General features: G+C 69.4%; 33 protein-coding genes. 16 read left to right on the top strand and 17 right to left on the bottom strand.

Annotated elements, in window-relative coordinates:
- Window positions 1–24: 24 nt before the first annotated feature.
- Window positions 25–249, bottom strand: a complete 225-nt coding sequence (locus OG306_RS40435) for a hypothetical protein (protein WP_331720851.1) — start codon at window positions 247–249, stop codon at window positions 25–27.
- The gene (locus OG306_RS40430; RefSeq protein WP_371666328.1) at window positions 249–494 is read right to left on the bottom strand and encodes a DUF6372 family protein; all 246 of its coding nucleotides are present in this window, start codon (window positions 492–494) and stop codon (window positions 249–251) included. The genes OG306_RS40435 and OG306_RS40430 overlap by 1 nt, the downstream gene beginning before the upstream one ends.
- Before the next feature lie 344 nt (window positions 495–838).
- Here OG306_RS40430 and OG306_RS40425 point away from each other — a divergent pair, with 344 nt between their 5' ends.
- Window positions 839–1720 carry a hypothetical protein gene (locus OG306_RS40425; RefSeq protein WP_331720849.1) on the top strand — a complete coding sequence of 294 codons (882 nt, stop codon included), beginning with the start codon at window positions 839–841 and terminating at the stop codon, window positions 1718–1720.
- 19 nt (window positions 1721–1739) lie between these two features.
- On the top strand, window positions 1740–2567 hold the full coding sequence (locus OG306_RS40420) for a hypothetical protein (protein WP_371666326.1): 828 nt from the start codon (window positions 1740–1742) through the stop codon (window positions 2565–2567).
- A 272-nt stretch (window positions 2568–2839) separates the two neighbouring features.
- Here the strand turns inward: OG306_RS40420 and OG306_RS40415 are convergent, their stop codons facing one another.
- On the bottom strand, window positions 2840–2992 hold the full coding sequence (locus OG306_RS40415) for a hypothetical protein (protein WP_331720847.1): 153 nt from the start codon (window positions 2990–2992) through the stop codon (window positions 2840–2842).
- Window positions 2989–3405 carry a hypothetical protein gene (locus OG306_RS40410; protein WP_331720846.1) on the bottom strand — a complete coding sequence of 139 codons (417 nt, stop codon included), beginning with the start codon at window positions 3403–3405 and terminating at the stop codon, window positions 2989–2991. Before OG306_RS40410 ends, OG306_RS40415 begins: the two co-directional genes overlap by 4 nt.
- A 122-nt stretch (window positions 3406–3527) precedes the next feature.
- On the opposite strand from OG306_RS40410, the gene OG306_RS40405 reads away from it, so the two are divergent.
- Both OG306_RS40405 and OG306_RS40400 read left to right on the top strand, forming a co-directional pair.
- Entirely contained in the window at window positions 3528–3800 is a 273-nt protein-coding gene (locus OG306_RS40405) for a hypothetical protein (RefSeq protein ID WP_331720845.1), read from the top strand.
- Window positions 3797–4189 (top strand): hypothetical protein, encoded by a 393-nt coding sequence (locus OG306_RS40400; protein ID WP_331720844.1) that lies wholly within the window; start codon window positions 3797–3799, stop codon window positions 4187–4189. Before OG306_RS40405 ends, OG306_RS40400 begins: the two co-directional genes overlap by 4 nt.
- Before the next feature lie 242 nt (window positions 4190–4431).
- Here OG306_RS40400 and OG306_RS40395 read toward each other — a convergent pair whose 3' ends face one another.
- The gene (locus tag OG306_RS40395) at window positions 4432–5316 is read right to left on the bottom strand and encodes a hypothetical protein (protein WP_331720843.1); all 885 of its coding nucleotides are present in this window, start codon (window positions 5314–5316) and stop codon (window positions 4432–4434) included.
- A 14-nt stretch (window positions 5317–5330) separates the two neighbouring features.
- Window positions 5331–6029, bottom strand: a complete 699-nt coding sequence (locus OG306_RS40390) for a hypothetical protein (protein WP_331720842.1) — start codon at window positions 6027–6029, stop codon at window positions 5331–5333.
- Window positions 6030–6340: 311 nt separating this feature from the next.
- Here OG306_RS40390 and OG306_RS40385 point away from each other — a divergent pair, with 311 nt between their 5' ends.
- Window positions 6341–7801, top strand: coding sequence for a DUF2637 domain-containing protein (locus OG306_RS40385; RefSeq protein ID WP_331720841.1), 1461 nt, complete (start codon window positions 6341–6343; stop codon window positions 7799–7801).
- A gap of 73 nt (window positions 7802–7874) precedes the next feature.
- Here the strand turns inward: OG306_RS40385 and OG306_RS40380 are convergent, their stop codons facing one another.
- The 6 genes from OG306_RS40380 to OG306_RS41050 all read right to left on the bottom strand — a co-directional run bounded on the left by OG306_RS40380 (window position 7875) and on the right by OG306_RS41050 (window position 11068).
- The gene (locus tag OG306_RS40380) at window positions 7875–8786 is read right to left on the bottom strand and encodes a hypothetical protein (protein WP_331720840.1); all 912 of its coding nucleotides are present in this window, start codon (window positions 8784–8786) and stop codon (window positions 7875–7877) included.
- Between the two features lie 39 nt (window positions 8787–8825).
- Window positions 8826–9497 (bottom strand): hypothetical protein, encoded by a 672-nt coding sequence (locus OG306_RS40375; RefSeq protein WP_331720839.1) that lies wholly within the window; start codon window positions 9495–9497, stop codon window positions 8826–8828.
- Window positions 9494–9904: a DUF6415 family natural product biosynthesis protein gene (locus OG306_RS40370; RefSeq protein WP_371666325.1), complete on the bottom strand. Its 411-nt coding sequence runs from the start codon at window positions 9902–9904 to the stop codon at window positions 9494–9496. The genes OG306_RS40375 and OG306_RS40370 overlap by 4 nt, the downstream gene beginning before the upstream one ends.
- A 68-nt stretch (window positions 9905–9972) precedes the next feature.
- Entirely contained in the window at window positions 9973–10410 is a 438-nt protein-coding gene (locus OG306_RS40365; protein ID WP_371666324.1) for an ATP-binding protein, read from the bottom strand.
- Window positions 10407–10853 carry a hypothetical protein gene (locus OG306_RS40360; protein WP_331720836.1) on the bottom strand — a complete coding sequence of 149 codons (447 nt, stop codon included), beginning with the start codon at window positions 10851–10853 and terminating at the stop codon, window positions 10407–10409. The genes OG306_RS40365 and OG306_RS40360 overlap by 4 nt, the downstream gene beginning before the upstream one ends.
- Window positions 10850–11068, bottom strand: coding sequence for a hypothetical protein (locus tag OG306_RS41050; RefSeq protein WP_432762259.1), 219 nt, complete (start codon window positions 11066–11068; stop codon window positions 10850–10852). The genes OG306_RS40360 and OG306_RS41050 overlap by 4 nt, the downstream gene beginning before the upstream one ends.
- 294 nt (window positions 11069–11362) lie before the next feature.
- Between OG306_RS41050 and OG306_RS40355 the strand changes: the two genes are divergently transcribed.
- From OG306_RS40355 to OG306_RS40345, 3 genes are all read left to right on the top strand, one after another.
- Window positions 11363–12244, top strand: a complete 882-nt coding sequence (locus OG306_RS40355) for a helix-turn-helix domain-containing protein (protein ID WP_331720835.1) — start codon at window positions 11363–11365, stop codon at window positions 12242–12244.
- Window position 12245: 1 nt separating this feature from the next.
- Window positions 12246–12473 carry a DUF397 domain-containing protein gene (locus OG306_RS40350; protein ID WP_331720834.1) on the top strand — a complete coding sequence of 76 codons (228 nt, stop codon included), beginning with the start codon at window positions 12246–12248 and terminating at the stop codon, window positions 12471–12473.
- Between the two features lie 242 nt (window positions 12474–12715).
- A complete protein-coding gene (locus tag OG306_RS40345; RefSeq protein ID WP_331720833.1) occupies window positions 12716–13135 on the top strand; it encodes a hypothetical protein in 420 nt (139 codons plus the stop codon).
- Between the two features lie 59 nt (window positions 13136–13194).
- On the opposite strand, the gene OG306_RS40340 is transcribed toward OG306_RS40345, so the two are convergent.
- The 5 genes from OG306_RS40340 to OG306_RS40320 form a co-directional block, all read right to left on the bottom strand.
- Window positions 13195–13548, bottom strand: coding sequence for a hypothetical protein (locus OG306_RS40340; protein WP_331720832.1), 354 nt, complete (start codon window positions 13546–13548; stop codon window positions 13195–13197).
- Window positions 13545–14162: a hypothetical protein gene (locus OG306_RS40335; RefSeq protein ID WP_331720831.1), complete on the bottom strand. Its 618-nt coding sequence runs from the start codon at window positions 14160–14162 to the stop codon at window positions 13545–13547. The genes OG306_RS40340 and OG306_RS40335 overlap by 4 nt, the downstream gene beginning before the upstream one ends.
- 82 nt (window positions 14163–14244) lie before the next feature.
- On the bottom strand, window positions 14245–14946 hold the full coding sequence (locus tag OG306_RS40330; protein WP_331720830.1) for a hypothetical protein: 702 nt from the start codon (window positions 14944–14946) through the stop codon (window positions 14245–14247).
- Between the two features lie 169 nt (window positions 14947–15115).
- Entirely contained in the window at window positions 15116–15850 is a 735-nt protein-coding gene (locus OG306_RS40325; RefSeq protein ID WP_331720829.1) for a hypothetical protein, read from the bottom strand.
- A gap of 60 nt (window positions 15851–15910) precedes the next feature.
- A complete protein-coding gene (locus tag OG306_RS40320) occupies window positions 15911–16978 on the bottom strand; it encodes a peptidoglycan DD-metalloendopeptidase family protein (protein WP_331720828.1) in 1068 nt (355 codons plus the stop codon).
- A gap of 391 nt (window positions 16979–17369) precedes the next feature.
- Here OG306_RS40320 and OG306_RS40315 point away from each other — a divergent pair, with 391 nt between their 5' ends.
- From OG306_RS40315 to OG306_RS40280, 8 genes are read left to right on the top strand one after another with little or no spacing between them, the layout of a single operon-like run.
- On the top strand, window positions 17370–18266 hold the full coding sequence (locus OG306_RS40315; RefSeq protein WP_432762258.1) for a hypothetical protein: 897 nt from the start codon (window positions 17370–17372) through the stop codon (window positions 18264–18266).
- Window positions 18263–18589: a hypothetical protein gene (locus tag OG306_RS40310; protein WP_331720826.1), complete on the top strand. Its 327-nt coding sequence runs from the start codon at window positions 18263–18265 to the stop codon at window positions 18587–18589. Before OG306_RS40315 ends, OG306_RS40310 begins: the two co-directional genes overlap by 4 nt.
- On the top strand, window positions 18589–19359 hold the full coding sequence (locus OG306_RS40305; protein WP_331720825.1) for a hypothetical protein: 771 nt from the start codon (window positions 18589–18591) through the stop codon (window positions 19357–19359). The genes OG306_RS40310 and OG306_RS40305 overlap by 1 nt, the downstream gene beginning before the upstream one ends.
- Window positions 19352–21214, top strand: a complete 1863-nt coding sequence (locus OG306_RS40300; RefSeq protein ID WP_331720824.1) for a hypothetical protein — start codon at window positions 19352–19354, stop codon at window positions 21212–21214. Before OG306_RS40305 ends, OG306_RS40300 begins: the two co-directional genes overlap by 8 nt.
- A gap of 6 nt (window positions 21215–21220) precedes the next feature.
- Window positions 21221–22747 (top strand): SCO6880 family protein, encoded by a 1527-nt coding sequence (locus tag OG306_RS40295; RefSeq protein ID WP_331720823.1) that lies wholly within the window; start codon window positions 21221–21223, stop codon window positions 22745–22747.
- Complete coding sequence (locus tag OG306_RS40290; RefSeq protein ID WP_331720822.1) at window positions 22747–24297, top strand: type VI secretion protein; 1551 nt, start codon at window positions 22747–22749, stop codon at window positions 24295–24297. Before OG306_RS40295 ends, OG306_RS40290 begins: the two co-directional genes overlap by 1 nt.
- An 18-nt stretch (window positions 24298–24315) precedes the next feature.
- Window positions 24316–25998, top strand: a complete 1683-nt coding sequence (locus OG306_RS40285; RefSeq protein WP_331720821.1) for a type IV secretory system conjugative DNA transfer family protein — start codon at window positions 24316–24318, stop codon at window positions 25996–25998.
- A complete protein-coding gene (locus tag OG306_RS40280; RefSeq protein WP_331720820.1) occupies window positions 25991–26536 on the top strand; it encodes a hypothetical protein in 546 nt (181 codons plus the stop codon). Before OG306_RS40285 ends, OG306_RS40280 begins: the two co-directional genes overlap by 8 nt.
- Window positions 26537–26566 lie beyond the last annotated feature (30 nt).

The following is a 26566-nucleotide window of genomic DNA, read 5'->3' as shown; positions in this document are numbered from 1 at the left end:
CCGGTGTGAATTTTTACACCGGGGTCAGCCGGAGCGGTACGCCCGGCGGGCAGTGAGCGCGGCCGTTGCAGTGCGCGGGTCAAGGGCGATGCCGAACTCTGCGAGGGCGATGTCCTGCACGTCGCCGGAGCTCGCGGCGGAGTCCTGGTTGAGCGCGAGGTCGGCGGCGCCGAGCGCGAGGACCTGGTCGCGGTCGGCGGCGGCGGGATCGGTGAGTGCGGCCAGCACGGTCCGCCAGAGGGTGGGCATCAGTCCGCGAGCGGCGCCAGCGCCGTGTAGCAGTCGCGGCAGACGGTCAGCGGCCCATCGGACTGGGTGGCGGTCACCACTCGGATGAGCAGTCCCGGCTCGGCAGCAGCGAGACAGACGCCGGTACCGGGGATGTTGTGGAACATGCGGCACAGGCAGCGGCAGCCACCCGGCCGGTGCTGCTCCCAGCCGAACATCCAACGCATTCGGATCGTGAGGACGGGGCTATCGGACTCGCCGGTCACGACCGACTCCCTTCGCGGTGAGCATCAAGCATGGCAGGGCCGTCGACATTGAGGGGCCGGATCGGGCTGCCCCCTCGACCTCGGCGACGTACCAGCGCCCATTTTCAAGATCGCTAAGGCCACGCATAATTCCGGTTATGCGCGGGACCCAATGATCGACTTATTCGTCATGTACATGCTATTTCCTAGTAGGAAAAAAACGCGCTGGAGGCGGTACGCTACGGACTGCGACCACCCCACAGGCGGGCGCACCAATCCAAGAACACGCAGGTCAGAGCAGCTTTTCAGGAGAACCATGGTGCGCGGGACAAGCCCGTCGCCAACCCAACCCGGAGGACATACGCGTGCGCGCCAGTAAGGATCTCCTCGGAGTCACCGACACCATCACGGCCTGGCTCGAATGGGGGCTCTGGCTCGGGGTGGGCGCCGGGGTGCTCACGGCCGCGGCCGGTTGCGTCGGCGTCGCCCTGGCGCGGCAGTCCGAGAACTCCTACATGGCCCGCAACGCCGGGGGCCTGATCCTCCGGGGTGCCGCCCTCAGCATCGGATGCGGCGTCTTGAGCGCGGTCCTCCCCCTCCTGACCGGCGGGACGGACCGCGGGCCCTCCCGCGATCCGAAGCCTGTCGAGTCCGGCGGCGACAGCGGCCTGGCCGACGTGCTGATGTGGGGCGGTCTGGCCCTCGGCGGCCTGGCGGTGGCGGCGCTGGCCGGTTGGGGAGTCTGGAGCGTACGGCGTCGTCGCATCACGAAGCGGCGCCGGCGGCAGGCCCTGGAGCGCTCACACGACACGGTGGCCGCCGCGTACGGGGACTACCTCGGCGACGTCCTGGAGTGGCTGGACCGGCCGTCGCTGAGCGACGTGAGCGTGCCCGAGACGGCCACCCTGGTTCAGGCTCTCGCCATGGCGGACGACGCCCGGCTCGGTGACGACCTCGACCGCTATCAGCAGGCCGTCGCCGCACTGCGGACCGCATGGCAGGCGGCGGACGACCACGCCCGCCGTACCGGTCTGCGCCAGCTCCCCCCTATCGAGCGGAGCGCGGCCGAGCAGGCCCGCAAGCTCCTCGCCACGGCGCTGGACAACGGTTCCGGCAGCGAGCACGAGCGACGGAGTGCGTACGCGAAGGCCCGCAAGCTTCTCGACGGAATCCTCGTCGTCCCCCCGCAGGCCGTTGCCGCGCTGGAGAACAGCCACCGCCTGGCCCTCGCGCCCAAGCACCTCTGATCCGGGACACGAGACGACGATGCGACGCCCCCGCAGGACTCCGCCGCCGACCGCCCGCGAAACGCGCCCCGTACGGCAGGCTCCCGATGAGCAGCCCCTCGTGCTGGCCGCGCGGCTGTACGAGCTGCACCACGAGACCGGCAAGGACAAGCCGTATCTGGAGCGCTGGCCCGGCGACCATGAGCTGTTCGGCGTGCTTCAGTTCGCCCAGGAGCACGCCAGCCAGCTCAAAGGGGAGACGTACCGGAAGGCGGCGGTGCTGAGGATGCAGCTGGCCGAGTGGCTGCGTCTCGTCGCTGACCCCTTCCAGCTCTCCGCGATCGACGACGCCCGCGCCGGCGGCGTCTCCTGGAAGGAGATGGCCCTCGCCCTCCGGTATCTGGACCGGCTCGGGGAGCCGAACCCTGGCAGTGCGATGAACCTCCGCAAGCGGCTGTACGTAGCCGTCCACGGCCGCCCCGGCGACCGGCGACAGCCACAGGTCGCGCACCTCATCGACCGGCGGGCCATGGAGGCCCGCATCGCCGAGGCTCAGTTCATCGCTGCCGGAGAAGCGCGCTACGCAGAGCTGGACGCAGTCGCGCGGGCCCTGCTGAAGCACCACGAGTCCGGAGAGATCCCCGCGGACCCCGACGATGACGGGTTCTGGTGGGAGCAGCTCGCCGAAGCCGTGGACGACCGCCGCAGCGCCTCCGAGCGCGCCAACCTCCTGGTGTACGTGCGCGGTGTCGCGCGCGAGGCACGGGCCTACGGGAAGAGGACGGGACAAGCCCCAGCGACCACGGAGCAGGCGACCAGCGTCCTGGACGCGGCGGCCGGGCTGGTGGACCTCGACGCGGACGGCTGATCTCCCCGCCTGCCGGAAACGCGAAGGCCCGGACCGAGTGATCGGTCCGGGCCTTCGCGCCGTGTGCCCTTACGCCGTGGCGGACTGCTCCGAAGGGCAGCACCGGGCGGCCTGCTTGAAGCCCATGATCGGAGCGTCTCCGGATCGCGGACGGTGCGTGCTGCACTCGTCGAGCAGCTTGGTGAAGCCTCCGCACGCGGCTCGGGGGCAGGAACAGGCGGTCGGGTCGGGTTGGCCGTTGATTTGGAAGAGGTGCACCTCGAAGCCTGCGGTCATCCGTACGTCACCACCAGGATGAAGGTGACGGCCACCGCCGCCAGGATGGCCAGGCCGGCGAGCAGGGAACGGGCCTGCCCTTCCGCACGGCGCTGTTCGTGCGCCTGAAGCCCACGTGCCACCCCTCGCGCGATCTCGTCCTCGTTCATACGGTCGTCTCTCCTTCTGCTTCCGTCGTGACTGGTGACGCCTTCCGGCTGGAGCCGGTCCGCCCGTTGTTCACTCCGCGCCGCGCGGCCGGCCACGACAGGGCGGCTCCGTGCGTGTGCTGCCGGTGGACGACATCACGGGACAGGCCAGCCGCCGCACCGATCTGCTCGTAGGTGACCGGGGCGCTCTCCGGTCTGCCCACACCCTGCCGGGCGGCCCCGGCGGCTTCGTGAGCGGCGCGGCCCGCGGCGTCCGCAACGAGCATCAGCAGCTCGATGCGGCGCAGGGGGTCTATGGCGCGGCTGGCCGCGCGGGCCAGGAGCTCGACGCGATCGGCGCCCTGGACCTGGTCGGCCTGCCGCGCGAGGTGCTCGACTTCGGCGGCGAACATGTCGACGTCGTACGTCGTCAACGGGAACCCCTCTTGTTGGTTGTAGCCAACGGCACAGCTGAGCGTATCGAGTCCTGTTGGCTCCAGCCAACGAGTTCCGCGAACCTCTCCCCTCGCGCGTCACGGAGTGGTATGACTCAGGTATGACCGATTCGAAGAACCCGCCCAAGGCGAAGACGGCGATCACGATTCCGCAGGAGGTCCTCGACCAGCTCAAGGAGCGGGAGGCCGCGGGACAGATCAGCAGCGTGTCGGGGCACATCACGTCTCTGCTCCAGCGCGAGCAGGAGGCTGCCGAGGTGGACGCCGTACTCGCACGACTCTTCCCCGGCGAGCGCCCCACCGCTGAACACCTGGACTGGGCGGCGAAGGCTCTCGGCGTCAGCACCAGCGCCGGGCAGAGCAGCGCCGCGTGATCGGCGGCCGCATCCTCGACACCACGGCGCTGACGGCCGCCGCTCGGGGGAGTCTCTACATGCAGGCCCTGCTGTCGGTCGCGCACCAGCGCGTGATCCCGCTCCTCGTCCCTTCCACCGCCCTGTCGGACGCGTACGCCGACCTGAAGCCGGATGCAGCGCACGCCCTGTCGGCCATCATCCAGTTCCCCCTCCTGACCGTCGCGGCGCTGGACGAGGCGGACGCTCGCGGGGCGGGCCTCCTGCGCTCGAACATCGACAGCGAAGCCGGCACCGCGGCCGGGCACGTCGCGTACCTGGCGGCCGCCAGGCAGTGGCCGGTGATCACAGGGGAGCCCGACCGGCTCCGTGCGCTGTACCCGGACATCGAGCTGGAGGACCTGCCGTGACGATCGACCGCGAATCGAACCCGTCGGAACCGCGCACTGCGAAGTCGACCGGGATCACCCCCGACGGGTACACCGCGAAGTTGACCGCCCTCATCACTCCGACAGTCACCTCGGTCTCCCCTGCGGCTGTTTGCGCACTGACCACTGGTCCCGTGGCGTGCGGGTCCCCACGCCTTTCCGCTTAGCCCAGCATGACGAAGGCCCCCGCCAGCGGCGGGGGCCTTCGTCATGCTGCGGGCCGGTCAGGCCACGGCCTGGTCCTGGACCTCCTCGGGCTGCTCCGCACCGCCCGTCTCCGCGCGAGAGCTGGGGATGGCCTTCTTCGGATACACCTTGTCGATGATGCCGAGGTACTGGTCGAGCTGCGCGCGAGCGGCCTCCGCCTGGACGCGGATGGCGTCGACGTCACTTCGGGACATGGCCGCGATGTGCTTCTCCCTGACGCCGCCAAGCGCGGTGGTGAAGCGCCCCAGGGTGTGCTGGGTCCGCACGACGGCCGTAGGCGCGACGAGAGCGGCGGGGCTGTCGTCGGTGTCGTCGCTGATGAGCTTGACGGGGTAGCCGAGCTCCTTGGCCGCCTGCTCGAAGAGGGCGGCCGTGGGGCGGGTCCGGTTCTGCTGCGCCGCGAGTTCGTGAGCCTTGGGAATCACCTTCAAGGCCGCCTCGTCGCCGTACTGGTCGATGACCGCCGCGATGACGACCGCATGGGAGGGGCGGCTGATGCGGTGCACTTTTTTACACTGATCGTTCAGGGCCACCACCTTGGCCAGGGCGGCAGCCTCTCGGACCAGACGGTGCACGTACTTCGTGCTGATCTCCAGGACCTCGGCGCCCCACTCCTCGAACTTCGCGTGCCCCGAGTGCTGCCACAGGTCCTCTTCCTTGGCGTAGGCCAGGAGGAGCCCCTTGTTGACCGCGCCGACGGCCTTGATGTCGGCGACGGCCTCCTCGCCGTTCTCCTTGGCCTCCTTCAGCAAAGCGGTGACCTGCGCGAGCCGCTCCTGCGGAGACCCCTTGATGGCCACAGCGGGGTTGATGACGTTGGTTCCGGTGAAGCGGTTGGCATCCAAGCCAGGGACCTTCACCGGCTCCTTGGCGGCGGCGTCCCGCAGAGGGCTGCGGGTCATGCTGGGACGAGCTGTCATTTGGCGAGCTCCAAGACGAGTTCCTTGGCGAGTTGATGAAGAGGGGAGTCGGCCTTGAGGCGGGGCATCTTCCCGAAGCTGTGAGCAAGGCCGGTGCGCTTGTCCTCGGAGGCGGGGATCTGGGCCTTGAGCACAGGCAGTCCGTCCGCTTCGAGCTCGTTACGGACTTCGTCGACGGAGCTGGAACGAGGGTTGAACCGGGTCAGGAGACACACCAGCCGCGGCCGGTGCCCCGTCATCCCTTCGACCGTGTCCATGGCCCCGAGGATCGAACCGCCGCGATAGGTCTCCATCCCGCTGGGGTAGAGCGCCAGGACCAGCAAATCGGAGGTCCGGATCGTCGCATAGTGGAGATTGGCCGGGTCGTTCTCCCACGCCTTGGTGTCAATCGCCGAGATGCCGTGGGGCGACCGCAGGCGGTTCACCTCGGCTGCCAGCGAGGGCGCGTCAGGCACTCCGTAGACGGGAGAGCCGAGTCCTGGGCCCGTGACCGGCAGCATGTTGGCCCACGCCTTCAAGGAGCCGTCGGCCTTCTTGTCGGAGTCGTCGGCATCATGTCCCACAGCAGGGATGCCCATCACGCCCCAGTAGCGCAGGCAGTGGATCAGGGACGTCGACTTGGAGCCCCCGCCCTTGCCCACGAACCCAACTGTTCGTCCCTCGGCTGGGAGGGGGTTCTTCATCGTCCAGTCCATGGCCCGGAGGGTACCGAGGCAGGACTGCCCGGGAAGGGCTAGACGCCGGTTTTTGTACGACCAGCACCCAAACCGACTTCTTTGGTCCCGCATCCGTGTGACGGACGGACCGAAAAGAAGCCGCCGGGACTGCGGAGCTGGAGGAGGATGCTGCGGTATCAGGGGCTGTGGGTGTCGCGCCCTAGGGTTATGGAGCCCGAGCCCCAGAAACCGATGATCGGAGTGTCCATGCGTCACCAGGCGGCGGACATCAGCCGCAGGCCCATCCCGCCCGAGGCCCCGGCCGCGAACAGGGAGAAGGGTTCCCGAGGATGATGGACGAGAAGTTCCTGCTGCCTGCCGGCATCGGCTTCGCGGCGCTCTGTGTCTTCGGCATCGTGGCCCTGGTACTCCGCTCCCGCCGTACGCGCGAGCAGGACAAGCTGTCCGCGGAGGACCGCGAGAAGCTGGCGGAGGAGCGGCGCAAGACCTGGCGCCGTCGCCTCGCCGTCATCAGCCTCTCGGTCTCCTTCATCATCATCTTCTGCATCGCGGGCATCGCGGCCTGGCTGTCCTTCGGCGCACAGAAGGCGTACGCCTTCGACCGCAATGGAGGCTCGTGGACCGCAGCAACGGGCTTCGCGCTGCTGCTGGACGCCGGTGCGCTCGGCCTATCGCTGCTGCGGCTGTTCGAGGCGCTGACCGCCCGGTCCAGCCAGCTGACCCGCTTCTACCTGGTCGGGTTCATCGTGGCCTCGGCCGTGATGAACCTGCTGCACACCCCCCACGCCCCGGGGGAGTCGCCCACCCTCGGCGGCCGGCTCGTCGCGGTCATCCCGCCCCTGGTGTACGCCATCTTCCTGGAGTCCCTGCTCAAGAAGGTCGAGCAGCTGGTCCTGGGGAAGTACCCGAAGAAGAAAAAGAAGAACGCGGAGCGGGGCTACAGCCTGCTGCTGTGGGTGCCCTTCATCGGCTACCCCCGGGAGATGTGGAAGCAGTGGCGCAAGGACCTGCACGACACCTTGCAGTACGTCCGCGCCCCCGGCTCCCGCACTCCGCTCCCTGCACCGGTCACAGCATCGGGCGCGGAGCCGGACGAGGAGGAGACAACGCCGCGAGCAGAGCCCCGGCCTGTTCCGAGGGAAACGCCCCGCCCGGTGCCCGCTCCCCAAGCACCGCGAGAGCCCGGTCCCGCTCCGGCCCGGCATGTGCCGATCGCCTCCGCCGCCCCGGTCGCAGCGGAACCGAGCGGGGCAGCTGCCGGTCCGATAGGCCCCCCGGCACCGGTACCCGCGCCTTCCCCGGCCGCCGCCCCCGTCCAGCCAGAGCCGGTTCAGCCGTTGGGTGCTTCCAGCAGCAAGCCGAAGAAGGATCAGCTCCGGGACGCCCTGGTGGCACAGATTCACGCCGGTGACCTGAGAGTGCTGGACACCAACGCCCAGGTGGCCAACGGCGCGGCCTACCGGGCCAACATGGCGCTGGGCCAGGCCGCGGGGCTGGGTCTCGACGGCGACGGAAAGCAGGAGGGCCTCATGAAGGCGGGTGCGGTGCGTACCGCCGTCAAGCAGCTACTGCCGGAGCTGCGACGTGCGGCGACGGAGGCAGAGACCGAACGAGCTCGCCGCGCGGCGGCCGCCGCGGCTCCGGAGCCCGCGCCGCAGCACCACGCCGCGGAAGCCCAGGCGCTCGACCCGGACGCTCCCCGGGAGCGCCAGGAGGACGAAGAGCTCACCATCGGGCAGCAGCGATCGGCTGACGCGAGCGAGGCGGCGAAGGAGGCCGCGCTGGCGTAGGGGTGTGGTTCGGCACGACTGAGGGGCCCGACGAATCATCGGGCCCCTCAGTCGTGCGCGGTGATGTGTACGGCTACGACGGCAAGGACCGAAGCCACTGAGCCAGGTGCAGCGCCGAGGGCCGCTCACTCGGCCGCGCAGTGAGCACGGACCGCAGGACTTCCTCCAGCTGCGGCCACGCGGAGATCCGTCCGAGCGGAGGCCACCGGCGTACGAGGACCTCACGAAGCCCCTTCGCCGTGAACGTCGCCGGGTCGATCCCCAGATGGGTGTAGTCCAGCGGCCACGAGTTGGTGGCCGCCCACCACAGGCCGGCGGCCAAGGCATAGGTCTCGTCCGGCTGGCTGGGGGCGATCGGCCTCTGCTCGGATTCCACGCGGCGGATCAGCTCGGGGGACATGAGGTGCAGCAGCCCACTGTGGGAGGCGTAGGAGGGCGGGAGCTTCAGGTGCCAGGCCCAGGAGCAGCCGATCAGCCGCACGCCGCCCTGGGCGTGGATGGCGTGGTGGGGCTGGACGTCACCGTGCACCCATCCGCTCTGGTGCAGTGCACTGACCGCGGCCGCCAGGTCCACGGCGGCCGCGAGGGCCTGCGACCGGTCCACGCTGCCGTCCCGGACCGTACGGAAGGCATCCCAGGTCGACGGACCGGCCAGCCAGGGCGTGAGCTGCCATGCACTGTCGGAGGTCCTGCCGCTCTTGGAACGCGCACCGTACGACGTCGTGGGCACGGTGGCGATGTGCCGGAGAACCTCGGCTTCCCGGGCGACGACGGCCGCGTCCTCGCTGCGGCCGATCTTCAGGGCCCACTGCCCCGTCGGGCCGGTCACCTTCCACACGGTCGTGCTGCCGCGGTCCTTCTTCAGTTCCCACCTGGCGGGGGTACCCGCGACCTGCTCGGCCTCGGCTCGGCCTTCGACCGGCGCGGTCGACTGGCGCGGGATGCCGAACTGAGCAACAGCGGGATGCGCGGTGGTCTCCGACATGAGGGTGCCTCTCCTTGAGGGGTTCGGGTGCGGGAAGTCCTAGGCGGTGGCGCCGTGGGCCAGCAGGCGGTCGAGGTCGACGGTGGTGCAGCCGAGGAGCGTCACGACGTCGCGGGCCGCGAGGGTCCAGGGGAGTTGGGGGTCTTCGTAGCTCACGAAGGTGAGGCCGTCGCGGGTGTTCGGCGCGGGCATCGGCCTGAGCGTGCGCGGGTCGTAGAGGGTGCCGGCCACGCCCCAGGGCTGGGGGCGCTCGACGAGGGCGGCCGTATACCCCTTGCGCAGTTCGGGGCAGGCGCGGACGGACTCGGTGGCGCAGGGGTCGCAGATGGGCGGTGTCGCGGTTGTCTCGCCCTCGCGGATCGCTTGCCCCTTATCGGCTCGCACGAGGAAGAGGTGCCGACCGCCCCGGCGGCTGAACGCGTCGTCGTACGTCGACTTCGCGCAGACCTGGCACAGCAGGTGACTCATCGCCTGCCGTTGGCGCAGCGGGTGGACCCCGGCCAGGTTGGGTTTCCCGGCTCCGCGAAGAGCCGGGAAGCGGACCCACAGGGTGCCGTTCCTGCGGTCGGCGGCAGCGAGTTCGTCGGCGTAGGCAATCCCGGTCCCCTGGGGGGCCCGGACGATTGTGCCGGCCCGGGGGGTCTCGCGGCTCCAGGGGGCGATGAAGGGGACGTGCCATCCGTTCCAGGTGAGTTGGCGCGGGGTGTTCACGCGACCTCCTTTATGCTGCCGGTCTCCGTGAGCCGCTCCAGGAGGTCGTTGGCCGTGCTGGCCATCCGGCGCAGAGACCCGAGCGTCAGCTGGTAGTCGGCTGGCACGTCCTCGGCCAGCAGCCGGTCAGTGCGCTGGAGCAGGGCGGACACCTCGGGGTCCTCGTCCCTCGCGGCCAGGGCGATCCGGGTGAGCCTGATGAGGTCGGCTCGCAGCCGCTGGTCGAGGTCCTCGCATTCGGCGGCCGGTGGCGCCTGGTTCCCGAGCACGTCGCCGATGTCGTCCAGGATCTCGTCCAGCGGCTTCACCTCCCGGAGGCGCTGGGCCACGCGGGCGAGCAGGTCGACCGGCGGGCCCGGCGTCCGCCGAACGTGGGTGGGGGGCGCGGGCATGAGCGGGCGGGACATTAACAACTCCCGTGAGTGGAGGAGGTGAAGGGGGCGGCGGCGTCCGCCACCGGCGGCGAGCGGGGTGGTCACTCCGGGGCTCCCGGCCGGATGGCGGCCCAGACCCGCAGCCCGTTTCCCGGAGTGGGGTCAGCGCCCCACCGCGCCGCGAGCGCGTGGACCAGGAGCAAGCCGCGGCCGCCCTCTTCGAGGGCGGCGTTGGCGTTGGTCCGCGCGGCGAGGGAGGTCTGCGGCCGGGGGCCGCTGTCGCGTACGGCGACCTGGATCTCGTCGGGGTGACGCTCGACCTCCAGACGGATACGGCGGGACTCGGTGTGCTCGATCGCGTTCGTAGCGATCTCGGCAATCACCTGTTCCGCCGTGTCGATGTCCTCCGGGGAGACCTGCCAATCGGTGAGGGCGGCGCGGACCCGACGCCGGGCGAGGGCGGGCACGGTGGGGGCGCGGTCGAACACGTACACCCTGCTGTCGGGGCCGTTCGCGGCGGATGCAGATACTGGCGTCACGGGGTGCCTCCGGGATTGCTGTGCTGGACGGGCGTCCCGGTAGCGCGCCACCGAAGGGCGGGGGCGGCCAGGCGCATCGCTCGGCGCAGGTCGGTGACGGGGAGCACGCGGCCCCCGGACTCCGGCCGGTGGCGCCAGACCTTCAGGTCTCCGCAGGAGCCGTTCAGCTGGTGGGGGGTGGCGAGCCAGGTTCCGGCGTCGAGCGTCCAGACGTCCTCACCCCAGACACCCCCCTGTCCGGGCTCGGTGAAGAGGTAGGTACGCGCCCGGGGCAGCTCATGCAGGACGGCGGGCCGCAGCTGGGGGTAGAGGGCATCGAGCGTGTGGAGCACGCTGTCGCCGAGAGAGGCCGGTATGGCCACGGCGTCGCCCAGCAGGCCGGCGGGGAGTCGCGCGCTGAGGGCGCCGAGGCAGCACGCCCGGCCGATGTCCGAGGCGGTCACCGGGTAGCCCCGACGCACTTCGCGTGCGCACGCACGTCCCACGCGATGGGGTCGCGGTCGCCCGGGGAGACGGTGAACGCACGTCCGTCAGGGAAGAGTTGACCGCCCTGGATTCCGCACCTGATGCACAGCGCGCCTTGGAGCTGGCGTAAGAGCTCGTGGCTGACGGGAATCTCGAACCGTCGCCCCTCGGCGACCTGGCTGGGCTTCGACATCCGGGTTCCCTCCCGGTCGGTACGTACGCGGCAGCCCCGGGGTCAAGATCACTTGGAGTCGCGGGGCGAGCGCGTTCTGTGGTGACCCGACCCAGGATGCCACCAGATTCGATACCGTGAATACCCTTCCCGCAGAATTCTGCGCGGAGCATTGACGCTCGAACACCCGTACATGGAGGCGGTCCTGACAGATGTTCACGGACTGGCAGAATTCATCGCGCCGGTGCAGAAGATTTCTTGCCGTGGCAGAAGGGCGACCGACACACTGGCCCTTGCTCGACGAAGGGACGCGAGATGAGTGAAGAAGCAGGGTCGGCAGCACCTGCGTTGTGCCGTCTCCAGCTGGCGATCGAGCTGCGGGGCCTGCGGGAGGCGGCGGGACTGACCGCGGCGGCGGTGGCAAAGCGCCTGGTGGTCAGCCCGTCGAAGATCAACCGGCTCGAAGCTGCCGAGAACGGCATCGTGGAGCCGGCGGACGTCATGGCGCTGTGCGACATCTACGGGGCGGACACCGAGCACCGCGACACCCTGGTCGGCTACGCCACCGTCACCAAGACGAAAAAGGACTGGTGGCAGAAGCGCGAGCTGGCCCCGGTCATCAGCCCCGGCTTCAAGGCGTACCTGGGCCAGGAGGCCGTTGCCGCCGCGGTGCACAACTACGAGAACGAGTTCATCCCGGGCCTGCTCCAGACTGAGGCGTACGTAAGGGCCCTGCCGCTCCCGACACAGGAGCTCAGCCCTGCCGAGATCGACAAGCTCGTAGCCGTACGGATGACGCGTCAGGAAGCCCTGCACCGCGACGACTCCCCACTCAGGCTCACCGCGATCATCAACGAGTCCGTGCTGAAGCGACGCGTCGGCAACGCCGAGGTGATGCGCGAGCAGCTGGGCCACATCGCCGAACTCGCGACCTCCCTGCCCAACGTCCGCATCCAGGTCGTCCCCTTCGACCTCGGCGCGCACCCCGGCATGAACGGGGCCTTCACCATCCTGCGCTTCGGTGACCGCTCCCCGTTCCCGCCGATCGTCTACCTGGAGAACCGCGCCGACGCCTGGGTTCTGCGCAGGCCCGCCGACACCGACCGATACGACGAGAGTTTCACCGACCTGCAAGCGGCCGCTCCAGGACACACGGAGTCCGTGAGCATGATCCACAAGGCAATCAAGGAGTTCTGACATGGCCCACCGGGACGACGGCCCGCAGACCGGAGACTGGTTCACCTCCAGCTACAGCGACAACCAGGGTGGCCAGTGCGTCCAGGCCCGACGCCTGGCCACCGGCCCCGCCGGCAAGATGGCGGTACGGGATTCCAAGAACCCCGACGGTGGCACCTTCGAGTTCGACCGTGCCGCCTGGACGAACTTCGTCGCCTTCGCGACAGAGCTGGACGAGCCGTCCCCCTGAGCACCATCCGCTCGCGGCGGCCCGGCAGGAGATCCTCCTGCCGGGCCGCCGCCGTTTCCACGCGTCTCCCCCGCGATGGACGAGGTCAGTAAGCCATCCCAGGAAGAAACCCGCAGGACCGGTGTCTTTACCCAGTGATAGAAAACAGACAGTGGTGTGGGATAGATCGCGCCACTCTGGGCTGTCGTTCCCAAGTGGGTGCGATTGCCCGGTTGTTCGGTGCACGCGGGGAGTGAGGCAGCATGTCGGCAATGGTGAACACCTGGGTCCGCACGTCCACGGATCGCCTTGTACGAGCGGATCGCATCGTTGCGGTCGACCTGTGGGGACCACCGAACGGCGAGAAGCGGACCGATGTCGAGCACGGCGAGCCTGCGCGGATCATGCTCCAGATCGACGGCGACGAGGAGCCGTGGCACGAGGCCGCCACGGTCAACGCCGAACGCGGGGGAGAACTCATCACCTACCTGTTGAGCCTGTTGAACAGCCCGCTCCCGGACGGCAGCAAGGTCCGGTACGTCTACGGGCTGCACCGCGGGGAGGAGCTCTACCGGTGGATGCACGGGGCGAGCATCCCGATAACCCCCACCGGAAATGTGCGGCCGCTCCACGAGGTCCATGACCCCTATCCGGCCCGGGGACTGGTGTCCCCCCAGGCGTAGTCAGCACAACGAGAACGCCCCCGCCGACCGGCGGGGGCGTTCTGCGTACGGGAAGCCGGTCAGCAGGGATTCAGGCCCGCCGCGTCGGCCTCCTGGCCGACGTAGTCGCCGAGGTTGGACGCCTTCCAGCCCGGATGCGTCGCCGGGAGCGGGCCGCGGTGACTGCCATGCAGAGCGTCGTGCTTCCACAGCAGGCTCGCGGTCAACTCGGCATCCTCGCGCGCCTCCTGGAGGTCGCTGCCGGTGGTGCCGGCGGCCGCGAGGTGGCGCTGGGCGAGCGCGGCGCGGCACAGCCGGTACTCCCGTTCCTGCTCGGGCGTGGTGGTGCCGGCGGCGTCGCTGACGCGGAGTTCGTCACCCATGCGCTGCACCTCGCACGTCGAGCGCAGAAGGCTCCACAGGTCCTCGGTCATCGAGTACGTCCCTTCTTCAGCGAGCGGATGGTCAGCCAGGTCGTGGTGACGGCGGCGAGGGCGCCGATGGCGCGGTGGAGAGCCTGATCGAGCTCGAAAAGCGCGGTCCCGGGGCCCGACTCCTCCGCTCGGGCCGCGCCGTCCTCATCGAGGCGCCGCACGACGGTGCAGTGGTCGACGTATCCGCCCTTCCCCGCCCTGGCTGCCAGCCAGAGCAGCGGCTGGCGCTTGTCGATCACCAGGTGGGTGAGAGCGTTGATCCCCGCACCGACGACCAGCGCCGAGGCGGGTACGCGGTAGCCGAGCCCGCGGGTGAGGAGGACCGTCCCCGTCAGCTGGCCCGCGGAGTAGCTGGCCACGTGCCGTGCTGCGCTAACCCAGCCCAGGCGGGTGGCGGTCATGGTGGGCTGGCCCGCGCGGTCGTCCCCCTCGGCTTCCTCACCGACGGGCGTGCCGTCCCGGTAGACCAGGTGCTGCCCGCAGGCGCCCTTATTGGCCGCGTCCCTACTGTCCTGGAACCACTGGTCGAACAGAGGGTGCAGTGCGTCCCAGGTCGCCAGGAGAGCGCCGGTTAACGCCAGGGCCTGCGCGGGGGCGGGACGGTCGGTCATCATGGGTGTTCCTCGTTTCGTTGTTGCGGGACTGAGGGCCCCCGGGGCGGCCGCGACGCCTCCAAGCAGTCGGCAGCCTCGGGGTTCACGCGTTCGGATCGTCCTCATGGGCCTTCCCCTGCCGCGAGGCGGTCACGGTGTTGGAGCCGGCGGGGCCGGACCATCCGCAGTGGCAGCGGGCCAGCACCTTCCCCGGCTCCTCCTGGCTGTCGTAGACACCGGTCTCGTGCTCGCGCTGGGGCTGAGGCGTGCGGGGAAGCTCGCCGCCGTTGGCGTACAGGGCCGCGCGCTCCGTGTGCTGGGTCAGCCAGCCGCGCCACTGGGCGGTGTCGCCGTCGAGGATGCGCTGGTGCCGTTCGCCCACCGTGCTGTGGTGCTGTCCCAGCTCCTCGCCGAGGTCCCGGAAGGGGAGCCGGGCCCGGCCGGTCGGCCCGGTCTCGCGGGCGAACAGCAGCAGCTCCTCCTTCAAGGCGGTCATGCGTGTCTCCAGCCGCCGCACGTCGCGGAGGTACGCCCGGAGCGCGCCCGGGGTGATCTCCTCTCCGCTGCGCAGGGCCTCAAGGGCCCGCAGTGCGGTGTCGGCCTCGTCGGCGACGGTCCAACTGATGTGGCCCCCCTTGAAGTGGAGGACGTAGGACGTGGTGCCGTCAGGCCAGTAGACGGTGGGGCCGGCGAGCTCGTTCGGCTCCTGCACGGTCCTCGCGGGAGTCCCGGTTTCCGGGTCCAGCTCGACCTGCGCGATCTTCCACTGCGTGCCCTTGTAGTTGGGGCTGTAGGTGGTGGTCACAGATACCCTCCGCAATCCTTGTCGGGGTTCCCCGACAACTCAGAGTTTGGCGGGGAACCCCGACAAACGTCAAGCGGCTTGGATCGACAGGCGGTTGAGACTGGCGGGTTCCGGCCAGGACGCACGAGAGCCCCCGGCTGGGCCGGGGGCTCTCGTGGGAGGGGGCTGGCTACTGCGGCGGCTGCTGGTAGCGGGCGACCCGGGCCTGGATGAAGCGGACGGCGTCGGTGTCGCCACCGAGGACAGCGGCCACGACCTTGGCCAGATCGGCACCGATCTGCACCACTTCAGCCGGGTCCTTGACCTGCTGCCAGGTGTGGACGGCGCGTCGTACGGAGCCCTCGGTGTCCGCGTGGGTCGCACCGTGCAGGGCGATCTGGAGCCCGGTGGTGTGCAGATACCAGCGGGCGGCTACGGCTGGCTGCCCCACCAGAAGGGCGAGCCAACCGCGGATCTCGCGGATGCGGATGGTGTGGGCGTGCTGTTGCCCGTACTGCGCGGTGAACTCCTGGTCGAGCTTCTCGGCCTCGACGACTGCGGCAGCCAGACCCTCGCGGTCGTCGGGACGACTGAAGGCGGCGACGACGGAGTTGATGCGGTCCTGGTAGGCCGCTGGCGGCCCGTCGGTCGGAGCAGAGGACGACACAGCGGCCTGCTGCGCCGAGGCGGGAACGACTGCCGGTGCAGCCTCGGGCTTAGCGCCCTCCGCGACCACGGGCTTCGTCAGGACTGCGGGGGGTCGCTGGGCTTGTTCGGCCGAGGGGGCGGCCTGCTGAGGCACGGCGGCCTCCGCGGGGCGTACGGGGTGGTTCGCGACGGTGCCGGAAGCCGGGGCCTGTCCCCTCTCCCAGAAGTCGGGCGTGACGGTGCCCCACGGCCGGAGCTGCTGGTGTTCGTCGTGCACGGCGGTTCCTCGGGGGGTAGGTGCTTGGTCTGCTGCGCGCTCGCGGATGGTGCCGGCGGGCTAGAGGTTCACGCCCTTCTTGCGCAGGTAAGGCAGCGGGGCGATGTCCGTTCCGTAGTCGGGACTGGTGCGTACCTCGAAGTGGAGGTGCGGCCCGCTCACGTTGCCGTCGGCGCCCGACAGGCCGATGACCTGGCCGCCCTTGACGGTGTCTCCGGCCGAGACCTTCAGCTGCGACATGTGGGCGTACTGGGTGTACATGCCGTCGGCGTGACGGATGATCACCTGCCGTCCGTAAGCGTTGACTCGGGAGGCCGAGACGACTTTCCCGGGCCCGGCCGCCCTTATCGGCGTTCCGATGCCGGCGACGAAGTCGATTCCTGTGTGGTAGCCGCTGGACCACATGCCGCCGGACTGGTGGTAAGGCGTCCCCAGCGGGGCATTGACAGGCTTCGTCCATTCCCCTGACATCTCGGGGTCCCCGGATGTGTCCGGGGCGGTCAGCTTGGACTGTTCCGCCATGATGAAATTGACGTAGTTGTAGGTCTGCCCGTCCGCGAAGGATTCGGGCGGGACTCCCTTGTATTGCTGCACCCGGCCCCATCCCGCGTTATATCCGGCCAAGGCGAGCTCTATCGGGGAACCGTTGTACTCCGGATGTTTCTTAGCGGTCTTCAGGAGCTCGCACATCATCTTGCCCTGGGACGGAATGGCGTCCTCGGGGTCCCACACGTCTTTCTTTCCGTCGCCGTTTCCGTCGATTCCCGACGACTCCCAGGTGCCTGGAATGAACTGTGCTATTCCGTTCGCGATCGGATTCCCGTTAGCATCCTTGGACTGGGCCTTGGGATTGAAATTCGACTCGGCCTTAATCTGGGCGGCCAGGATTCCCGCAGGCAGGCCCTGGTCGCAGTCCGCCGCGGCCTTCTCGATGAGCGCCGCGTACTTGGCGGGCACATAGCCCGGCCCCACGCGCAGCGCGCCGCCGGCCAGGCCGAAGTCACCGCCGCCGCCACCGCCGTCGTCATCGTCGGATGCCGCGATGAGAAGGATGATGCCGAGCCCCAGTGCCAGCGGGCTGACGACGAAAGCCGCAGCCAGCAGCGCGATCCCCCGTTTGGCCTCCAAGCCACTCCCCCTTGCCTACGCCGTGCGCCGTTCGGTGCCGTCGCGAGGGAAGCCCGGACCCGTCAGCGCGTCGCCCGTTCAGCAGAACCCCCCGCGGCGGCGTCAACGTCACCCTGCCACATCGCATTTCCACCCCCAAAGCAAGTAAGACGGGTGGCCGAGGGATCACCCTCACGAGGCGCAACAGATCCGGGCAAAAGACAGTTAAAGATCATAAATGGCAACAAGTGCCGTGCCACATAAAGGAATTGACGCGCAGTCCGCCTCAAGGGCATCACTAGTGTTGCGCTTGCCCGGCATAGACTTCCGGACACGTGTTCACATCCAGTGACCGCCGTGGTGGTTACAGTTGCAATGCGGGGGAGCGTTGGCTAAGAAATCACAGACGGCCGTGACGTTGCCCGTCCAAAGCCGTTTGGTTGTACCGGTGTTGGGTGCGGGTGGCGGAAGTGGCCGCTCAACTATCGCGGGCCTGCTGGCCTGTTCACTGACCACTCTGGGAACCAGCGTCGTGCTGGACACAGCTCCACGCCTCACGTCGCCGTGGCCGTCCTGGCCCGACACGCCTGGCTCGGGTCTGGCGTCCGTGCCTCCGGACCAGCCGTTCACCCGTGCTCAGGTGGCTGCGGCCGCCTCGCGCTCGATCGGGCCGGGTGGCGAGTGGGCCGTACTCACCGATCATCGGGAGTGGAACCACGGCGCTCTGGACCTGCCTGCCGAGCCGGCGGCCTGGTACCAGCTGGCGGCTGGGGGCGGTTGGCAGACAGCCGTGGCCGACACCACCCACCCGATAGCTCACGACATCGTCACCGCGCGCACTCAGCGCCTGCCCGGCCTGACGGCCGCCTGGTGCTCGTTGCCCTTCTCGGTCCCCGTGCTGTGCGCACCGACGACCGGGCCGGGGGTGGCCGCGCTCCAGACCGCCGTCAAGGCCGCATCCGCCGAGGGGCTGCCGCTTCAGCGCATGGTCGTGGCTCTGACTACATCGGGCGAGGGGCGTCTTCCTGCGGCGGTGAAGGCGGCCGCGACGATGCTCCAGTCCCAGGTGTCGGCCGTGGTCACCGTGCCGTTCGACCCGCATATCCGCAATCACGGGATGGCCCAGGCCAACCGCCTGGGCCGCCGTACGGCGGAAGCGGGCGCCGCCCTGGTGGCGGCGATCCTCGCGTCGGCGTACCGCACATGGGGCGATCCGCTGCCTCCGGCCGCCGTTCCGGCCGGTCTATCCACCAATTCCGTTTCTGTTCGACCTGCCCAACCTGCTTCTGAAGGGGTCCTCACATCATGAGCCAGATGCTCCAGACCACCCACGAACTCGTCACGCTCGCCGCTGACGCACCGGTCATCCCGGGCTTCACCCCGTCCTTGCCCGGGACGCTCCAGAACCCGACGGGAAAAATCCTCGGCTGGACGGCGGGTGTCGGCCTCTCCCTGGCGGTGCTGGGCGGTCTCACCGGCTGGGCCTGCGTGGCGATCGGGCACAACTCCGAGCGCGCACAGCTCGCCTCGCGGGGCAAGTCCGCCATCGTGTGGTCGCTCATCGCCGGTATCGGCATCGGCGTCACGTCCGGCCTCGTGTGGGGCTTCTACTCGATGACGCAGGGGAAGTAGTGGCCGAGTTCGACAGCAAGGCCCGCAAGGCCCGACTACGCCTCATCCTCATGGGGGCCGCGGTCGTGGCCACTCTCGCCGCTGGCGGGGTCCTCGGCGTCATGACGCTCAACGCCGACGACGATGACCTCAAGCAGGACGCGAAGGCGTCGCCCAGCGCGTCATCGAGCAGTAGCTCCTCGGCGCCGCCGGCCACCAAGGAGTTCACCCCGGCCAACGCGCCCAGCATTCCGCGGCTCAAGCCGAAGTCGGACGCCGAAGGGATCGGCACGGGCTTCGAGCACTCCTCGCTCGGCGCGACGTCGGCCGGTATCTCCTACTGGGAGGACCTCGACCTCCTGGACGACGTGATCGCGCGGAAGCAGTGGACGGCCATCGCCGCCAAGGACTCCCCCGGCACCATCGACCAGGGCGTCACCGAGGTCCGCAAGGTCCGCGAGGGCGTCGGCCTGCCGCCGTCCGGCGGCACCCCCGACGGCATCACCTTCAGCACCAACGTGAAGGCCGCCCTCGCGCGCTCGCTCGACACCAGCGGGGACGTCATCAACGTGTGGATGGTCTTCGACCGCTATGCCACCATCCGCGACAAGGGCGCCGACGCGAACCCCCTGAAGGACGAGGTCACCAACCTGGTCCTGAAGTGGGAGGACAACGACTGGAAGGTCACCACCGACCCGCAGTACACGGCCAAGGTGAAGGGCCCCCACACCTACGACCCGGCCAGCAAGTACGCATGGGCGGACGGGTGGAGGGTGGTGGCCGATGGCTAGGCAGCTCGCGCGGCTGGTCACTCTGCTGGCCGCGGTCCTGATCGTGCTGAACTCGGGGACGTCAATAGCCCTCGCCGGCGCCAAGCCTCCGGACCCGTATCCGAAGGAGCTGAGCCACGGTGAGCGGATCGGCATCAACAAGCAGACCGGCGAATACTGCGACATGGACGCAGCGAACGAGAAAGACCGGCTGAACTGCCGGGCGCCCGTGGACTGTGAGGACTTCCCCGCGGGCATGACGGTCTGCATCGGCGAAGGATCGACTGATCCGGAGGACGCCCGCGCCTTCGAGCTCAACGAGTTGAAACGGTGGGAGAAGAAGGCCGACAAGAACGCACCCAATTACGAGAAATACCACGAGTATCTAGTCAAGTGCGTCAAGACGGATAAAAAGCCCTTCCAGCAGTGCAACACGGAAGCCGCCTACAAGTACCCGCCGCCAGCCAAGACGCCGCTGGACTGGGTGGCGGGCAAGATTTCCGAGATGGCGGCAAACGCCCTCGAAGAGGCTGCCTCGATGCTCGGGCATTCGGTGGTGTGGTTGTTGAAGCAGTTCGCCGAAGCCTTCAACGAGATCAGCACCATCGACCTGTCGAAGACCGGCATCGGTCCGGTGCTGGGTATCACCACCGGACTATCGCTGATCATCGCGACCTTCATGCTGTTGGTGCAGTTCTCGAAGCTGGCGATCTCCCAGTCGGGTGGGCCGCTGGTCACCGCCGTTGTCGGCCTGGCGAAATACGGGGTCATCCTCGGCGTCTACATCTTCGCCACGCAGGTAGCCCTGAACTGGTCCGACACTCTGTCGACGGCGTTGATCAACTACACGTTCGACAGCGGAAGCCCAGGCGGCGACGCGTCCAAGGCGATGGAGAAGCAGCTCGGTACGCTCTTCGCCGGTCTCGTCGGCGGCGGTGGCGCCACGGCGGCGGGTGGCGCGCTGATCACCGGTAGCGGCATCGCCCCGACCGCGGTGGGCTTCGTGATCGTGGTCTCGATCCTGTGCATCCTGGCCATCGGCGCGCTGTGGATCGAGATGCTGATCCGCCAGGCCGGAATCATGATCCTTCTGACGATGACCCCGATCGCTCTTGCTGGTTCCATGTCCGACTCCACGAAGGACTGGTGGCCGAAGACAAGGAACGCGATCATCGCGCTGATCTTGATGAAGCCGACGATCGTCATCGTCTTCAGCATCGGGTTCGCCGCGATGTCGACCGCCGAGGGCGTGCGCAACGTGATCGTCGGCCTGATCATCTTCATCGTGGCCGGCACCAGCTGGCCGGTGCTGGCGAAGTTCATCGTGATCACCAGCAACGGGGACGGGAACAGCACGGCCTCCGGAATGATCAGCAGCGTCGGAAGCTCTGTCAGCTCCATGTTCGGCGGCAACCAGCCCTCGCCCAGCGGAGCGGGTACCTCCGGCGGCGGTGCCAACTACACCAAGGCGCTCGAAGGCGAGAACTCCACCTCCTCCGACGGCGGAGGGGGCGGCGGCGGCTTCTGGTCCAAGGCAATGAAGGGCACCAAGGGCGGCAGCTTCATGGGCAAGGCCGCCGGTGTCGCCGGGGTCGGGCTCCAGGTCGCGGCCATGGGCAAGGACATGGCCGAGTCGTCGTTCCAGAACGCGGCGGCCAACGCTGGCCTCGGCACACCCGCGCAGGGCGGCCGCCACGTCGTCGTCCCGCCCCGGGGCGGCGAAAGCTCTCCGCCCGCGGCAGCCTCGGCTCCGGCGGAGCCGGCCATGCAGCCGGTCCCCCAGGAGACGCCTGCACCGCCACCGCCCCGGCCGCCGGACTCCGGGAACCGCGGGGTCTCGGCTACGCCTCCGCCCACCTCAACCGACGGGAGCTGATGCCCTGTGTCCAACACCGAACCGGCTCTCTACGGCGGATGGCAGTCGGAACGCTCCGGCTTCATGGGGGACCTGAGCGGCCTGGGGTTCGCCCTGGTCGCGTCCTCCGCAGTCATCGCGCTCATCCCCATCTACACACGCTCGTGGGGCTCGGCGTTCCTCGCCCTGCCCATGGCCGCCGTACTGCTCTTGCTCGCGTACGGCCGCGTACTCGGCCTGTCGGCAGACGAATGGATCATCCTCGCAGTAAGGCATCAGATCGCAGTGGCAACAAACCGCAACCTCTTCTTCTCCGGGGCCTTCGCCCCGCGGACCAAGGACGGCAGCCAGCCGATGGACCTGCCGGGCCGGCTCGCCCGGCTGCACCTGCTGGAGGCATCCGACGGGCTCGGCGGCCAGATCGGGATCATGCACAACCCGGTCGACAACACGTACACGGCCGTTTGCAGAGTCACCTTCCCGGGCCTCGCCCTGATCGACACGGAGCGTCAGAACATCCGCGTCAAGGGCTGGGCTGCCTTCCTGCGCTCCCAGTGCAAGGAGGACGGGGCAATCACCCGCATCTCCGTCCACCAGCGCAGCCTCCCCGACGACGGGGCGGCGCTGCGCTCGTGGACTGAACGGCACACCTCGCCGGACGCGCCGGCCGTCGCCGTCCAGGCGCTCGACGAGCTGATGGAAGGGGCGGGTCCGGCCGCCACAATCCGCGAGACCTACCTCTCCATCACCCTGTCGGCTCCGCGCGCGCGGCTCGCCGTCAAGGGCGCCGGCGGCGGCCAGATCGGCGCGGCCGCCGTCCTCGTCCGCGAGATCAACGCGATGGCGGGTTCTCTGTCGAGCGCCGGTCTCCAGGTTGTCGAATGGCTCCCGCCCCGCGGCGTCGCCCAGACGATCCGCACGGCCTTTGACCCCGAGGCACAGCTGGCACTGTCCGCCCGCAACACCGCGGCGGACGACCCGACATGGGACGGTGCCGCGAAGGGCGTCGACCCGGAGCTCGCGGGCCCGGCCGCGACGGAAACCGTCTGGGGCCTCTACCGGCACGACGGCGCATGGACCGTCAGCTACCAGGTCCGCGGGTTCCCGCAGTCCGAGGTCTATGCCACCTTCCTCCAGCCACTGCTTCGCCCCCGCAGCAACGCGCGGCGCTCGCTGACCCTGGTCTACGAGCCGATCGGCCCCGTGAAGGCGCGGCAGGAACTGGCTCGCGAGAAGACCAAGCGGGACGCGGCAAGGAAGCTGCGGGCGAAGACCGGCCGGGCGGAAAGCGAGGACGAGCGGCGCGAGGCGATGACCGCGCGCTCCCAGGACATCGCCCGCGCCAGCGGCCACGGTGTCCTCCGCCTTACGGCGCTGATCGCCGTCACGGTCACCGACCTGGAGCAGCTGGAAACGGCGTGCGCCGAACTCCAGGCGGATGCCTCGTCCGCGGGCCTGGAAATCCGGCGCGTGTGGGGCGCCCAGGACGACGCGTTCACCGTCGCCGCCCTGCCGCTCGGCCAGGGCCTGCCCGACCGACGGGTGGGCATCTGATGAGCTTCCCCTTCCGCCGTGGTGACGGCGGCGACACGAAACTGAAGGCGTCCCGTCTGGGGGACTTCCTCGACGAGATGGAGGGCGTGCCGATCCCCCGGCAGCTCTCCGCGCGCGAGCTGCGCCGGTCGCGTCTGCTGGAGAGTCCCGAAGCCGCCATGCGGATCGCTCCCCGGAAGGGCTGGGCCATGCCCTTCTCGGGCCGGGCCGCCTCGCTCGCGAAGGCGGAGGTCTTCCGGGCCGACACCGAGCGGGCCAGCGGGATCTACCCGTTCCTGCACGCGGCGAGCCTTCCGCCGATCGGCGTGTACATGGGGTGGAACACCCTCACGATGCAGGCGTTTTCGGCGCACCCGGCCGCCTGGGTCAAGGAGGGGCTCGTCACCAACCCCAACGTGATGATCACCGGAATCCCGGGCTCGGGGAAGTCGGCGCATATCAAGTCGCTCTGCTTCCGGCTGATGGCGCTGGGCCACCGGACGCTGATCGCCGGGGACGTCAAGGGCGAGTATCAGGGGTTGTGTGAGCACCTCGGGGTCGAGCCGGTTCGGCTCGGCCCCGGCCTGCCGGGCCGCCTCAACCCGCTGGACGCGGGTCCGTTGGGCTACGACCTGGAGAACATCAAGGACCGGGCCGTTCTCCAGGCCCGCCTCCAGGAGATTCACCGCAGGCGGCTGACCCTGCTGAAGGCGCTCCTGGAACTTCAGCTGAAGCGGAACCTTCGCCCACAGGAGGAGGAGTGCCTGGACGTCGCGGTCCGGGAGGTCACCGGTGAGCTGTACGGGCAGAGCAACATGAGCGTGCCGACTCTCCCTCTGGTCTACGCGAAGCTCCGGGACCCGAGCGAGGCCATGGCGCGTGAGCTCCGCGTCCGGGACGACGACATTCAGCTCGCCCGGGAGCACATGGCGTCCCTGCGGTCCGCGCTCGGCGGGATGATCACCGGTCACCTGGGCGGTCTGTTCGACGAGCAGACCTCGATCGGCCTGGACTGGGACGCCCCGATCCAGAGCGTCGACATCAGCGCGCTGGAGCAGTACGGCGATGAGACCGTGGCGATGGTCCTGACCTGTGTCTCCTCCTGGGCGCAGTCCGCGATCGACCGGCCCGGCGAGCGTCCGTGGATTGTCGTGCGCGATGAGCTGTGGCGGCAGATGCGTTCCGGTGGCGCCGCGATGGTCCGCAAGATCGACGCGGATCTTCGCCTGTCCCGCGCAACCGGCACCATCCAGCTGCTGGCCACGCACCGCCTCTCGGACTTCGAGTCCGTGGGCGCGGCCGGCTCGGAAGCAGTGGCCATCGCCAAGGACCTGATTGCGTCCTGCGAGACCCGTATCCAGCTGGCCCAGGACACCAAGCCGCTACAGATCACGCGCGAGGCGATCGGCCTGACTGATGCCGAGTGCGAGCTGATCGGAAGCTGGGGCGCCGGCCAGCGCGGCCGCGCCCTGTGGAAAGTCGGCCGCGGCGGCGGCAGTCACGCGGTCCAGCTGATGCTGTCCCACACCGAGAAGGCCCTGTTCGAGACGGACGAGCGGATGGTGGTCTGAGTGGCTAGCGACAAGAGCATGGACGACAGCACGCTCCTGGCCGCCATCGGCGCCGGGTTCCTCATCGGTGCCAGCGCGATCGTGCTCGCGGCCGCGCCGGTGGCAGGGCTGGTGACGGGCAACGGGTGGGCGACGTCGTCCAAGAGCCTGCCCGAGACCATCCTGCTGACCGTCAGCCAGGGGCCCGGATCGGTCTACGAACCGGCTCCGCCCACCTGGGCGTTCTGGCTCGTGGTCGCCGTCTTCCTGGTCCTCCTGATCGTCGTCGTGGCTCTCCTGCTGCGGACCTTCGGCGGCAAGAAGAACCTCGGTGGCGCCCAGTGGGGCGGGGTGAAGACGGAGAAGGAACTCGCCGTCGACCCCGACCCGGCCAACCGGCCGGACCAGATCACGGCCGGGCGGGGGCAGCTCACGAAGAAGATCCTCGCCGCGGAGCCCAACATCAGCGCAACCGTCTTCGGTGTCCCGGGCTCCACGAAGACGACCGGCCTGGTCCTCGGCAACGCGGCCGAGTGGCGGGGACCGCTGGTCGTGACCACCGTCAAGGCCGCGGACCTCGATGTGATCTACGAGAGCCGTCGGCACCTGGGGCCGGTGTACGTCGTCGCCCCGGCCGGAATCCCCGGCCGCAAGACCGCCCGGTGGTCCCCCGTCGACTACGCCAAGGACCCCAAGTCAGCGGACCGGATGGCGGAGTGGCTCGCCAACGCGTCCACCTCCGGCCACGACAAGCGCGCCGCCCCCTGGATCGACCAGGCCCGCGGCATCCTCAAGGGGCTGCTGCTCGCCGCCAACATCACCGGCGGCGGCATCAACTCCTTCCGGGAGTGGCTTGCCCTCGGCAAGGACGCAGTCGAGCACGTCAAGGCCGTCCTCGAACCGCAGTACCCCGAGGTCGCTCTGGACTACTCCCGGCCCTGGGTCACGCTCCATGACGACGGAATCGGCAGCATCCAGTTCACCCTGAACGTCATCGCCTCGGTGTACCGAGACGAGGAGGTGCGCGCCACCGCGTCCGGCACTGACTTCACGGTGGAGCAGCTGCTCGACAAGAACGCCACCGTCTGCCTGGTCGCCGCCCCTTCGGACGCCGAGCGGTACGCGCCGCTGCTGACCGCCATCATCGCGTCGATCATCCACGGAGCCGAGCAGCGCTACCTTCAGACCGGCGTCCCCCTCTCCCCCGGTCTCGGCGTGCTCGTCGACGAGGCCGGCAACATGCTGCGCTACCCGCAGCTGCCCGGCGTCCTCACCACGGGCCGGGGCATGGGCATTACCGTGCTGACCGTCTGGCACGACCTGTCGCAGCTGCGGACCCGGTTCGGGCACGACGCCGCCAACACCGTGCTCAGCGCTTCGGGGCTGCGGATGCTGCTCCCGGGCTGCGGCGACCCCGAGACCCTGCGCCACTTCTCCGGCATCTACGGCCGTACGTACGTGGAGCGCACCACGAAGTCGACGGGCCGCGGACAGAGCTCCTCGTCGACCACCCAGGTCGAGACGGACCTGGCCCCGATCCACGAGCTGATGCAGCTGCCCAAGTTCACGGCCATCGCGCAGTACAGCAACCTCCCGCCGGTGAAGGTGAACATGCGGCTCACCTGGCGCGACGAGGACCTGCTGAAGTGGCTGGCGCGGCCCGTTCCCGGGCCGTCGCTGACGAAGTCGGTCCCGACTGCTCTGGAGGCGTCCGATGTCTGATCCCACCGCCGTGGCGGCGCCGGCCCCGGCTCCGAGTGCCGTGAACGGCGAGGAGAGTAAGCCGGAGCCGATCACCCGCTGGGTGTGGCGGGCGATGGAACCGGCAGAGCGGGAGGCGCGGCTGCTGGAGCTGACCGGCTGGGTCGACTGGCTGCTGACGGCCCACCCCAAGCTGCACTCCAAGATGCCGAAGTGCTGGCATCTGCACGAGGACATCATCGAGCACCTGACTGCTCTGTTCCTGGGGTGGGTCCGTACGTACGCGGGCGACCCGGCCAAGATTTCCACCCGGGCCGAGATCGAGTGGCTCACCTCGCTCCACTCGCTCACCCCGCACCTGGGTAGCCCCGGCTGCCAGGCCAACAGCACTCACCAGGACCCGCCGCCGCGCCCCAAGCCGGACGGCGAGCTCCTGGAGCAGTGGATGGACGGCGACCCCGAGTTCCTCGCGGCCCCGGCCCACCACCCGGCGCAGGCGGAGGTGTCCCGGATGGTGGCGGCCGCACGGGCTGCGGAGGCGGCCAAGGCGCAGGGCTGATCGGCTCCTCGCCACGTAGAGCGGCGCCCC

It is taken from the genome of Streptomyces sp. NBC_01241 (assembly GCF_041435435.1).
Lineage (GTDB): Bacteria > Actinomycetota > Actinomycetes > Streptomycetales > Streptomycetaceae > Streptomyces.
Note: the sequence above shows the minus strand (reverse complement) of the source record. Positions and strands in the feature narration are given on the sequence as shown.

Bases quoted from the DNA above. Each gene is read 5' to 3' on its own strand.
- OG306_RS40285 (WP_331720821.1), top strand. From the start codon at position 24,316: ATGGACGACAGCACGCTCCTGGCCGCCATCGGCGCCGGGTTCCTCATC.
- OG306_RS40390 (WP_331720842.1), bottom strand. From the start codon at position 6,029: ATGGACTGGACGATGAAGAACCCCCTCCCAGCCGAGGGACGAACAGTT.
- OG306_RS40415 (WP_331720847.1), bottom strand. From the start codon at position 2,992: ATGAACGAGGACGAGATCGCGCGAGGGGTGGCACGTGGGCTTCAGGCG.
- OG306_RS40405 (WP_331720845.1), top strand. From the start codon at position 3,528: ATGACCGATTCGAAGAACCCGCCCAAGGCGAAGACGGCGATCACGATT.
- OG306_RS40370 (WP_371666325.1), bottom strand. From the start codon at position 9,904: ATGTCCCGCCCGCTCATGCCCGCGCCCCCCACCCACGTTCGGCGGACG.
- OG306_RS40310 (WP_331720826.1), top strand. From the start codon at position 18,263: ATGAGCCAGATGCTCCAGACCACCCACGAACTCGTCACGCTCGCCGCT.
- OG306_RS40300 (WP_331720824.1), top strand. From the start codon at position 19,352: ATGGCTAGGCAGCTCGCGCGGCTGGTCACTCTGCTGGCCGCGGTCCTG.
- OG306_RS40385 (WP_331720841.1), top strand. From the start codon at position 6,341: ATGATGGACGAGAAGTTCCTGCTGCCTGCCGGCATCGGCTTCGCGGCG.
- OG306_RS40420 (WP_371666326.1), top strand. From the start codon at position 1,740: ATGCGACGCCCCCGCAGGACTCCGCCGCCGACCGCCCGCGAAACGCGC.
- OG306_RS40345 (WP_331720833.1), top strand. From the start codon at position 12,716: ATGTCGGCAATGGTGAACACCTGGGTCCGCACGTCCACGGATCGCCTT.
- OG306_RS40340 (WP_331720832.1), bottom strand. From the start codon at position 13,548: ATGACCGAGGACCTGTGGAGCCTTCTGCGCTCGACGTGCGAGGTGCAG.
- OG306_RS40435 (WP_331720851.1), bottom strand. From the start codon at position 249: ATGCCCACCCTCTGGCGGACCGTGCTGGCCGCACTCACCGATCCCGCC.
- OG306_RS40355 (WP_331720835.1), top strand. From the start codon at position 11,363: ATGAGTGAAGAAGCAGGGTCGGCAGCACCTGCGTTGTGCCGTCTCCAG.
- OG306_RS40395 (WP_331720843.1), bottom strand. From the start codon at position 5,316: ATGACCCGCAGCCCTCTGCGGGACGCCGCCGCCAAGGAGCCGGTGAAG.
- OG306_RS40335 (WP_331720831.1), bottom strand. From the start codon at position 14,162: ATGATGACCGACCGTCCCGCCCCCGCGCAGGCCCTGGCGTTAACCGGC.
- OG306_RS40280 (WP_331720820.1), top strand. From the start codon at position 25,991: ATGTCTGATCCCACCGCCGTGGCGGCGCCGGCCCCGGCTCCGAGTGCC.
- OG306_RS41050 (WP_432762259.1), bottom strand. From the start codon at position 11,068: ATGTCGAAGCCCAGCCAGGTCGCCGAGGGGCGACGGTTCGAGATTCCC.
- OG306_RS40350 (WP_331720834.1), top strand. From the start codon at position 12,246: ATGGCCCACCGGGACGACGGCCCGCAGACCGGAGACTGGTTCACCTCC.
- OG306_RS40290 (WP_331720822.1), top strand. From the start codon at position 22,747: ATGAGCTTCCCCTTCCGCCGTGGTGACGGCGGCGACACGAAACTGAAG.
- OG306_RS40380 (WP_331720840.1), bottom strand. From the start codon at position 8,786: ATGTCGGAGACCACCGCGCATCCCGCTGTTGCTCAGTTCGGCATCCCG.